Below are 9,896 nucleotides of genomic sequence, written 5' to 3'. Positions count from 1 at the left end.
TGGGCGCGTCCCGTCGGCCCGCCCTGGCGGACCCGGCGCATGCGCTGATCGCGGCGCGGCCCACGCGGGATGCGCGCGCATCGGTGATCGAGTGGCGCGGCAGCGCCCATGTGCTGACGCACCGCGGCGGCCCGGCGCGCCTGCTGGCCGGCCAATGCGGCCTGCGGATCCGGGAGGCGTCACCGCTGGGCGGCACCGGGTACGCGGTGTTCGTGACCGATGAGCTCGCACAGTCCGACCGCGTCCCCAGCAGCGCCGATGCAGCGGGCGCAGGCGGTGCCGCGGCTGAGCCGGTCGTCGGCTCCGACGCCCTCGGTGTCCGCCGTCTCGACGCCTCCTCCAGCGCCGACGTGTTCGACCTCGGCGATGTGGGCCGCATCCTCCATGCCGTCCCGTCCGCCGACGGCCGGCGCGTTGCGATCAGTTCGCACGACGGCACTGTCCGCGTCGTCGACCTCGACCACGCCGGCGAGGGCGCTGACCTGCGCATCTCCCTCGGCGGGGTGCGGAACATCGCCCACTCCACCGGCGGTGAGGTCGCCGATCTGGCGATCTCTCCGGATTCGCGCTGGCTGGTGTGGTCCGAACCGAACTCGTGGCATCTGAGCCGGCTGATGATCGCGGACCTGGAGGAGAAGGACCCCGTCGGCCGGCCCCTCACCTCCGGGGTGTTCCGGGAGGCCCACCCGGCGTTCTCCGCGGACGGCAAGCATCTGGCGTTTGTCTCCAGCCGCACCCTCGACACCGTGTACGACGACCTCGTGTTCGACCTCGCGTTCGTGAACGCGCAGCGCCCGCACCTGCTGCCGCTGGACCGCACCACGGAGGACCCGTTCGGGCCCCGCGTGGACGGCTGGGCGGCGACGGCCGCGGAGGCGAAGCCGGACGAGGCGGGCAGCGCCGCCGGCCGCCCCGGCGCTGACGGCGCTGCGGCGATGCGGGCCGACGGCACCACGGCGCCCATCGGTCCCCAGTCCCCGGTTGCCGCCCCGACCACCACGGTGCACCTCGACGGCGCGGAGCAGCGGATCCTGCCGTTCCCCGTGGAGTCCGGCCGCATGTCGCAGCTGCAGGCGGTGAAGGACGGGTTCGTGTGGCTGCGACACCCGCAGGAGACCGCCATCGGCTCCACTCGTGCCGGGGTGGAGGGGGACGCGCCGAAGCCGACGCTGGAGATGTGGAACCTGAAGGACCGCCGCCTGCTCACCCTCGCCGAGGGCGTGGACCAGGTGGAGGCGTCCGGTGACGGTGAGCATCTGGTGATCCGGCAGGGCGATGCTCTCGTGCAGATCCCGTCGGCCCGCACCACCGAGGAGGACGACCCGGCGCGCATTGAGATCGACGCGTCCCGCCTGCGGCTGATGGTGGATCCGGTGGCGGAGCGCCTCGGGATGCTGTGGGACAACTACCGGATCATGGCGCAGCAGTTCTGGCGGGCGGACATGGACGGGCAGGACTGGCACGCGATGACCTCCTGGTACGAGGATGTGGTGCCGCGCCTGGTCACCCAGAGCGATGTCGTGGACATGATGTGGGAGGTGGTCGGTGAGCTCGGCACCTCGCACGCCTATGTGGCGCCCGCCGAAGTCGATGTGGAGAGGCCGCCGATGCCGGGCCTGCTGGGTGCGGAGCTGGTCCGCGACGGGGACGCGTGGGTGATCGAGCGGATCCTCACGGGGGATTCGTCGGATCCGGCGTCGCGCTGCCCGATCCTGGCGCCCGGTGTGGCGGCGCAGGTGGGTGACCGCATCGTCCAGGTGGACGGCCGTGACGTGGACCCGGCCCAGGGGCCGGCGCCGCTGCTGGTCGGCACGGCCGACAGGCCGACGGAGCTGGTGCTGGAGCGGCCCGGCGCGACGGGTGCTGATGCGCGCCGCCGCGTTGTGGTGGTGCCGACGGGTGACGAGCATGACCTGCGGTACCAGTCGTGGGTGCAGTCGCGCCGCGAGTTCGTGGCGGAGCGCTCCGGCGGCCGCCTCGGCTACCTGCACATTCCGGACATGATGTCCGGCGGGTGGGCGCAGATGCACCGCGACCTGCGGGCGGCGTCCGAGAAGGAGGGCATCGTGGTGGATGTCCGCTACAACAGCGGCGGCCACACCTCGCAGCTGGTGACGGACCGGCTGGCGCGCCGCGTGGTGTCCTGGGACTACCCGCGGCATCAGGAGCCGGGCACGTATCCGGCGTTCGCGCCGCGCGGCCCGATCGCGCTGGTGACGAACCAGGATGCGGGCTCCGACGGCGACATCGTGAACGCCGTGTCCCAGGCGATGGGGATCGGTCCGGTGATCGGCACCCGCACCTGGGGCGGTGTGATCGGCATCGACGGCCGCTTCGACCTGGTGGACGGCACGGGCATCACGCAGCCGAAGTATGCGTCCTGGTTCGAGGGCAAGGACTGGGGGATCGAGAACTACGGCGTGGATCCGGACATTGAGGTGTCCATCCCGCCGAGTGCGTGGGTCGCGGGTGAGGATCCGCAGCTGGCGCGGGGCGTGGATGAGGTGCTGGCGGCTCTGACGGACCGCCCGGCTGCGGTGGCTCCGCCGCTGCCGCCGGCCCGCTACGGCGGTGGCGGCGCTGCCTGATCCCACCAGCCCTGCGCTGGGTGAGCGCCTCGCCGAGGCGTGGGCCGACGGGTCCCTGATTCCCGTCGGCCCCGCCCCGGCTGCCGAGCTCCCCGCTTCCGAGCACCCTGCTCCGAAGCTCCCGCCTGCCGAGCGGGTGCGCGCGGACCTGGTGGGCACCGGCGAGTCGTATGCGGCGTGGCGGCTGTCCGCACCGGGCACGGACCCGGTGACGGTGCGGGTGCCGCTGACGGACGCGGCGGTCGGCCTGGAGTTCCCGGCGCTGCGCCTGGTGCAGGAGCACGCGCCTCAGGCGGGGTCGGCGCCGCTCGCCGCCCACCCGGATGGGGCGACGAGTCCGATCGGGGTGCCGTGCGCGGTGACGGGGTTCGTGCCGGGCGAGGTTCTGTCGCCTCAGGGGTGGACGCCGGCGCATCTGGCGGCGCATGCGCGCCTGCTGGCGCGCCTGCACACGATCGCGCTGCCCGGCCGGGGCGCTCTCCCTGCGCTCGCGCCCGGGCCGTTCTCACTGGAGGCGGAGGCGGCGTCGGTGTTCGCATGGTGGGAGGAGCACCACCCGGAGGCGCTCGCGCTGCCCGGCGACCCCGCCGGCAGCGCTGGGGCCGACGGAACCCGCCGCATCCTGGACCGCGCCCTCGCGTTCTGTTCCCGCATCGACCGCGACGCGGGGCTGACCAGCGATTTCGTGCTGTCCCACGGGGATCTGTGCGCCACGAACGTGGTGTGGTCGCATTCTGAACACCCGAGCCCCGAACGCGACCGCACGGCCGCCCCCGGCACACCGGTGCCGGGGTTCATCGACTTCGAGTGGGCACAGGCCGATGACCGCGCCCGCGACCTCGCCATCATCGGAGGCGCCGTCCACGGCGGCCCCTGGTACGTCCCGATGGACGACGCTGCGGTCCGCGCATTCGTCGCGGAGTACGTGCGGGAATCCGAATCGCTGACGGATGCGGCCGCGCCGCTGGGTGCGGATCATCTTCTGCTGCGGCGCGACGGCTGGGTCGCGTACGAGCGGACGGCGATGCTGCTGCACTGCTCAGCGCGCGCATCTGTCGGCAATGAGCTTCACCGCCGCGTTCTGCCGGGCCTGCGGGAGCGCCTCAGTGCGTTCCTCGCGGGCTGAGGCGACCCGGCACGGCGCCCGGGATCCGATTGGTGTCAGCGGGAGGCGACGCTGTGGCGGGACCCGTCGGACCCACCAGCGTTGGCGGAGCCTGCCTGCGCCGCCCACCGAGCGCTCGCGAGAGGCGCAGCGAGCAGGCCGACGGGCCCCGCTGCACGTCGTGATCTTCACCGGCAGTCTCCTCACGGTCTGTTGGGTGATGGGCTTCGACATCCGCGCCATACTCACAGGCACCCCCTCCGCCACGAGGCCGTTCACCGGCGGCCCCTTCCTCCTCTTCCCCTTCCTGTTCGCACTGATCGCCAGCAGGATTGTGGTCGGCAAGATCCAGAGCGCTCTATCGGGCCGCCGGACCCCGGCCAGTCCGCAGCGCCCGTCGGCCCCGTCCCAGCGCTCGTCGGCCCGATCCCGACGGAGCGCGCTGCGCAGGCAGAGCTCCCCGGTCTCCGGTGCCGATACGGTCGACCCGTACAGCGATGCCTCCCCATGGTCGTCGCGCGGCAACGACATCGGCTATTCCCGCGCCTTTGAACCCGCTCCTGGCGGTGCCGAGCAGTGGCGCCGGGGCGGTGCAGAGGAGAAGACCAGCGACCCCATCATCAGGATCGGCGACTGGGTGACGCGGAACAAGGGGGCCAGAACCTTCGCATCACTGCCCATCGCGTTCGTGCTCAGGGTCTTTCTGCCGACGCTCTTCTTCTCCGCGGCCGCTGCGTTCCTCATGCCGCGGGGCGCGGGGACGTCGTTCCTGGCGCTCATGGTCCTTGTCGCGCTCGGCGGGACCCTGCTGATGGCGGCGTACTACCGCAAGGCGAAGGATCAGCAGCGCAAGGAGCGGCAGTCCGCCTACCTGAGTGACAACGTCACGCAGTTCAATGAGGAGTTCGGCTCTTCGGACGTTGACAGCGGCCGCCTCAGCACCTCGGACCCCGACCCGTCCTGGCGCTGGGGCTGAGGGGGCCAGCAGTTCCGCCCGATACCATCGGGCTTTCACGAAGCACACCGACACAGATGCAGCCACTCGCTGCGGTGTGCGCGATCGGATTTCCTCTGTTCGTACTGATCAGCGCGCTTCAGCGCCGCCGGTAGACTGTGCTGCGCTTCAGAGCGGCCGATAGACCGCCGCTCTGGGTCCCCCCTCCTCCATTCCGAGCCGATGCAGGTGTTTGGGGTCCCGTTGCCAGTCCCGCGCCACCGTGACCCTCAGATCCAAGCAGACGGGAGTTCCGAGCATCCTTTCGATGCCGGCGCGGATAGGACACCGCCCGCCCCGGCAGGAAGCCGGGGCGGGCGAAGAAGATGCCACAGGGATTCAGTTGACGTAGAACGGTCCCTGGCGTGTGATGGTCTGCGTCTCGCCGCTGGGCAGCCGATAGGTGACCTTGCGGACGGAGACGGCGGCGGCCGCGAACTGGGTGGGCTCATTGGTCAGGCCCTTGGCATCCGCGTGGTAGGTCAGCCTCGGGGTGGCACCGCCGCCGGCACTCTGCGGGACGTAACTGTGCGGGTACTGACCGTCTGTCACGCCCGTCGCGAAGAGGTAGCTCTTGCACGTGCGGTCCGAGTTGTAGGTCGGGGTGGGCAGCAGGGAGGCCGGCACGACTCCGTTCTGCGTGGCGGCCGTGTAGGTGAACTCCCACGCCTTGCTGACCCCGAACGTACCCGTGTATTTGGGGTAGTTGTTCTTGAAGGCGGTGGCGTACCGGCTGAAGTCGTAGTCGAACCAGTTGCGGGTCATGGCCCCCGTGGCACCGTTGGCCGGATCCCACACCTTCGCGATGGGCTCGAGCTGGTAGAAGCTGATGTCGGTTTTGCTCCGGCGGGTCCCAGCCGCCGTCCATCGGCACCCGGTGATGTCCTGGTAGCTGGAGTTGCACACCTTCTTGGAATCCTTGACGTGGGAGTTGCCGAGGTCGTAGAAGCCCGGCCCCCGGCCGTCGTTCACCGAGTCATCGCGGGCCATGAAGATGAACGACTGGGTCATGCTGACGATCTCGGCGTCCGCGGGGATGTTCATGACGTTCATCCACGTGCCGACGAAATCGAATATCTGCGTGGTGTTGCGGGAGTTGCTGCCCCAGTTATAGGTGAGGTCCGCGTATGCCTCGATCTTCGGCGTGCAGTTCGAGGGGCTGGGGCTGACCGCATAGGCCGGGGCAGCGACGGCGGTGGCCACGGCCGGGGCGGCCCAGGCGATGCCGGCAGTGATGGTTCTGCGATTGATCGAGCGCGTCTGCTCGTTGGCCAAGGGGAACCCCTCCTCGAGGTCTGAGGTGACTAGTGGTCGAGATCTGAAGTGAACCGTGAACGAACCGTTTCAATGACCAGCTCGCCATCAGAGACGGTAACTCGCCATCGGACATGGTAACTCACCATCAGGGATGGTAACACAGCTCCTGCGCAAGTCGTGGCCGCGCCGAGGCTCACGTCACCCCCCCTTCGCTTCCACCTTCGACCTCCCGAAACGAAAGAACAGCATGACCGTTCGCACTGGCACCCGCCGCACTCTGCTCACTACCGCTGCGTAGTCCGTTCCTGCCGTCGCGGTCTCGGTGGCCGCCCCGGCCTACGCCGGCTCACCCCAACCGCCGAAGCGCAGCGGCGACTACGGCCTGTTCGTCACAGCATCAGCGGAGGGCGAACGCATGGGGAACATCAACACCACCTCGGTCCTCGCCGACTACACCGCTGCGGATACTCCGGGGGAGTCCTTCAGAAACGGCTCCACCTGGGTGGAACCGGACAAGAACTGGGATGACGCCACCGGTCGACCGATCTCCCCGACCCCGCCGTACCACAACGGAGAGGGCTCCTACACCCCGGCCGGCAACGCCGGCGGCAGCAACGGCAGCTATGCCGCCAGCACGGGCTTCTGGTTCTCCTCCCCCACGAAGACCCCCGGAACGGGAACCGGTTACACCGGCACCGCCACCCTGCAGCCCGGCGCTGTGTTCTCCTCGAGGATCACGATCGTGGCGATGCCCGGGGGAACCCACCCAGTACGCGACGAACAGGACGCGGGAGTTGACCGGCAACTACACCCAGAAGCTCACCGACGAAACCAACCGCTACAACCCCTACATGGTGAAATCGCAGGCCGCCGGCACGCTCGCCCTGAAGCCGGGCACTGAGCGCACCTACGTGAATGATCAGGGCCGGAACGTGTGGGAGGGCATCGTGACCTTCACCACGACCACTGCGCAGTCGACCACGGCTACGAAGCCGTTCACACAGGTGAAGATCCTGCCGTACCTCGGTTCCTACTTCGACACGACCTACAGCTGGACGATCACTTCGTGGGTCGACTCGGCAACGATCACCTACAGCACCGGTGCCACCTCTACGGTGCTGTCGAACCAGGCTCTGAAGACCACGTCGTTCGTGAACAAGTAAGCCTCCCCGCTGGCCGCCGACGGATTGCTCCGCGCGGCCGGGTACGACATGAGCCGCAGCGCTGATCAGCACTGCGGCTCATGTCATGGAGACGGGCTCCCTGCGGGGCTCTAGCCCTCTGGTGGGCGGGATGCGCGCCGGTTCAGACCTGTGGCGACTGGTAGCCGGGGTGCTCGTTCTCGTTGAGCCCCTGGTGCTCGACCTGCGGCTCCGCCGGAGCGGCGCTCCCACCGAAGGACGGCGCACTCGGCGCCTGATCCGCGTCCGCGCTGTTCTGCGGGGCCACGCTCGCAGCGGTATGTCCGGCGACCGTTGCTGCCGGCACGGAGGCGCCATCGGTGCCGTGGAACTGCGGAGCCTCCCCCTGCGGATGGTTCTGGCTGTGCGCGGACGCAGCCGCTGCGCCCGCAACGCCGGCAACGGCGGCGCCGGCGATCAGCTTCGGAATCGCGCCGACCACCAGGGCCGCCACAATGCCGAGGACGACCGCGAGGATGCGGATCATCCCCGGATCCATCGTGGTCATCTCAAACAGGAAGTAGCGCGAGGCGAAGTACACGATGACACCGGCGAGGGCACCGAGGCCGCCGCCGGCGGCGTTGGCACCGCTGTTCTTCTTCCGACCGAACATGAGGGGCTCCTTCTTCAGGGACTGAGGGGGTGTACGCCGATCACGCTACGCACACCGCACCGCTTCGCACAGGGGGAGCCGATCCCCGAAGCATGGGGAGTTGATGGGGACCCGGCTCCCACCTGGGCGAACATCAGTCTTCAGGCGAAGAAGGCGACAGTCAGTTCCCGCCGTTCCCCTTGTCCTCAGCGTCGTGGTCATGGCCCTCGTGGTCATGGCCCTCGTGGTCATGGCCCTCGTGGTCATGACCGTGCTGGTCGGCACCGTGGTCGTGGTCGTGATCGTGACCGTGGTGCTCACCGCCTCCGTCGGACGCCTCGCCCTCATGGCCGTGCTCGTGGTCGTGCCCACCGGACACCTCAACCTCACCCGACGGCGACCCGGTCGTCACCTGCACCTCGTGCGGAACCTCCGGCAGATCCAGCGAGCGGTAGAGCTTGCCGGACTCGATGTCCACCAGGTGCAGCTTCTTCGCGGCCGGCTCGGTCACGAAGGCGGTCCCGTCGGCCACGGTGACCAGCGGGGCTGCCTGCTGCCAGTTCTTCGGCTCCTTCCACGGCTTCACCACCGGCACCTCATGGATCGGCTTACCGGTCTCGGGGTCGATGATGCGCAGCTTGCCGTCGGCGGTCAGCACGATCGCCTCCCCCTCCGGGCCGCGCTCGAGGGAGCGGAACCAGTAGGGCGAGCCGAGGTCCACCTTCTGCTGCTTGCCGGTGCGGGTGTCGAGCAGGCCGATCACGGTGCTGGCTTCGGAGCCGTCGCCGTCCTCGGCCTTGGGCTCACCATCGGTCAGGATGATCGACGAATTCTCACTGCCCTTGAGGTTGCCGGAGCGCTCAGCGCCCGCAATGGGGGCGACCTTGTGGAACTTCCCGTCGCGGTAGACCACGGGCCCGTTCTCGCAGCCGAGGGCCACAACATCGCCCTTCTCGGTCGGCTCAGCGACGGCCTCGCCGTGCACGCCCGGGCAGTCCTTCGTCTCGGCGGTGACCTTGCCGTTCTTGTCCTTCACCTGCACGGTGGTGCGCTCATCCTCCGTGCCCTGCGTGGTCAGCAGGCCCCCGTCGGCCAGCGGGACGGCCACCCCGTGGTGCGGGGCGTCGGTCTTCGTGGTGACGGCGGCGCCGAGGTCGCCATCGGCGAGGGCCGACGGGTCCATGATCGTGATCTGCCCGGTTTCGTCCGAGAAGAGAGCGGTGCGCTCGCCGTGGGGCACCACATGGCCCGGGTGCGGGGCCTTGACGGTGACGTCGGTGATTCGGGGCTCCTGCTCGAAGAAGTGCTTGTGGTCGCCGTGGGGCTGCTCGATGAGGCCGGTGTCGTAGGCGGTGAACTGCTCACCGTGCGAGAGCATGACGTGACGGCCGTCGCCGGCGGGGTTGAGGCGGACATAGCCGTCGAGCTTCTCGGTGCCGAGGACCTCGCCGCTCTCGGCGTCGATGGTGGTCACGCCGCCGTCATGTGCGAGCACGACACGCGGGGACAGCGCGGCGACTTCAGTTTTCTTGGGGGCCGACGGCTTCGCGCTTGCGCTGGGGCTGCCGGACCCGGCGTCGGAAGCGCCCGACGAGGTGGCTCCGGCGCCGCAGCCGGCAAGGGCGAGGGCAAAAGCCCCGGTCAGAGCAATGCCGCGAACTTTCCTAGGAATGGTTCTCATTGGCTTCATAGTGGTGAAGGCTAGCAGCAGATGGGAGCCGTTCGCATCTGCAGTGTCGGGTGGCGCGCGCTGCAACGACCGAAATCCGCGCAGTCTGAACGTTTTCTCGGGATTCGGTGGAGCCTGATCTGCAACGATGTCACCCATGAACAAGAAGGAACTCATCCAGGACGTCGCTGCAGCTACCGACCTTCCGCAGGCTCAGGCACAGGAAGTCGTCTCCGCAGCACTCGACTCGATCATCAAGGCCGTCGCCAACGGCGACAAGGTTCAGATCGCCGGCTTCGGCACCTTCGAGCCGCGCGAGCGCGCAGCTCGCACCGGCCGCAACCCGCAGACCGGCGCTCCGGTGGAGATCGCCGCCTCGACCGCACCGGCCTTCAAGCCGGCCGCAGCGTTCAAGGACGCCGTCAACAAGTGATCCCGTGATCAGCACGGGGTGACCCCTGAGCTGATCCACTGACCTGCTGAGCGCCCCGCTCTCCCCGTTCGCCTCGC

At 69.3% G+C, this 9,896-nt stretch carries 9 protein-coding genes; 6 read left to right on the top strand and 3 right to left on the bottom strand.

All coding sequences use genetic code 11. From position 1 onward, the window contains the following. The 3 genes from FHX50_RS10580 to FHX50_RS10570 form a co-directional block, all read left to right on the top strand. Positions 1-2,588: S41 family peptidase (locus tag FHX50_RS10580; RefSeq protein ID WP_183377160.1), on the top strand; the 2,588-nt coding region annotated here is incomplete at its 5' end. Then, positions 2,572-3,714: a phosphotransferase gene (locus tag FHX50_RS10575; protein WP_183377159.1), complete on the top strand. Its 1,143-nt coding sequence runs from the start codon at positions 2,572-2,574 to the stop codon at positions 3,712-3,714. The genes FHX50_RS10580 and FHX50_RS10575, both read left to right, overlap by 17 nt. 196 nt (positions 3,715-3,910) lie before the next feature. After that, positions 3,911-4,669 (top strand): hypothetical protein, encoded by a 759-nt coding sequence (locus FHX50_RS10570; RefSeq protein ID WP_183377158.1) that lies wholly within the window; start codon positions 3,911-3,913, stop codon positions 4,667-4,669. Between the two features lie 357 nt (positions 4,670-5,026). Here the strand turns inward: FHX50_RS10570 and FHX50_RS10565 are convergent, their stop codons facing one another. Then, positions 5,027-5,962 carry a hypothetical protein gene (locus FHX50_RS10565; protein ID WP_183377157.1) on the bottom strand — a complete coding sequence of 312 codons (936 nt, stop codon included), beginning with the start codon at positions 5,960-5,962 and terminating at the stop codon, positions 5,027-5,029. Positions 5,963-6,266: 304 nt separating this feature from the next. On the opposite strand from FHX50_RS10565, the gene FHX50_RS10560 reads away from it, so the two are divergent. Then, positions 6,267-6,845: a hypothetical protein gene (locus tag FHX50_RS10560; RefSeq protein ID WP_183377156.1), complete on the top strand. Its 579-nt coding sequence runs from the start codon at positions 6,267-6,269 to the stop codon at positions 6,843-6,845. After that, on the top strand, positions 6,796-7,107 hold the full coding sequence (locus FHX50_RS10555; RefSeq protein WP_183377155.1) for a hypothetical protein: 312 nt from the start codon (positions 6,796-6,798) through the stop codon (positions 7,105-7,107). The genes FHX50_RS10560 and FHX50_RS10555 overlap by 50 nt, the downstream gene beginning before the upstream one ends. A gap of 142 nt (positions 7,108-7,249) precedes the next feature. Here the strand turns inward: FHX50_RS10555 and FHX50_RS10550 are convergent, their stop codons facing one another. Together FHX50_RS10550 and FHX50_RS10545 are read right to left on the bottom strand one after the other, a co-directional pair. Further along, on the bottom strand, positions 7,250-7,738 hold the full coding sequence (locus tag FHX50_RS10550) for a hypothetical protein (RefSeq protein ID WP_183377154.1): 489 nt from the start codon (positions 7,736-7,738) through the stop codon (positions 7,250-7,252). A gap of 160 nt (positions 7,739-7,898) precedes the next feature. After that, on the bottom strand, positions 7,899-9,191 hold the full coding sequence (locus tag FHX50_RS10545; RefSeq protein WP_343064093.1) for a WD40 repeat domain-containing protein: 1,293 nt from the start codon (positions 9,189-9,191) through the stop codon (positions 7,899-7,901). A gap of 352 nt (positions 9,192-9,543) precedes the next feature. On the opposite strand from FHX50_RS10545, the gene FHX50_RS10540 reads away from it, so the two are divergent. Further along, on the top strand, positions 9,544-9,819 hold the full coding sequence (locus FHX50_RS10540) for an HU family DNA-binding protein (protein WP_183377152.1): 276 nt from the start codon (positions 9,544-9,546) through the stop codon (positions 9,817-9,819). Positions 9,820-9,896: the final 77 nt, after the last annotated feature.

Source organism: Helcobacillus massiliensis (assembly GCF_014191425.1).
Taxonomy (GTDB): Bacteria; Actinomycetota; Actinomycetes; order Actinomycetales; family Dermabacteraceae; genus Helcobacillus; species Helcobacillus massiliensis.
Note: the sequence above shows the minus strand (reverse complement) of the source record. Positions and strands in the feature narration are given on the sequence as shown.

Excerpts from the sequence above, each read along its gene's own strand:
- FHX50_RS10555 (WP_183377155.1), top strand. The coding sequence starts at position 6,796 with ATGGTGAAATCGCAGGCCGCCGGCACGCTCGCCCTGAAGCCGGGCACT.
- FHX50_RS10550 (WP_183377154.1), bottom strand. The coding sequence starts at position 7,738 with ATGTTCGGTCGGAAGAAGAACAGCGGTGCCAACGCCGCCGGCGGCGGC.
- FHX50_RS10540 (WP_183377152.1), top strand. The coding sequence starts at position 9,544 with ATGAACAAGAAGGAACTCATCCAGGACGTCGCTGCAGCTACCGACCTT.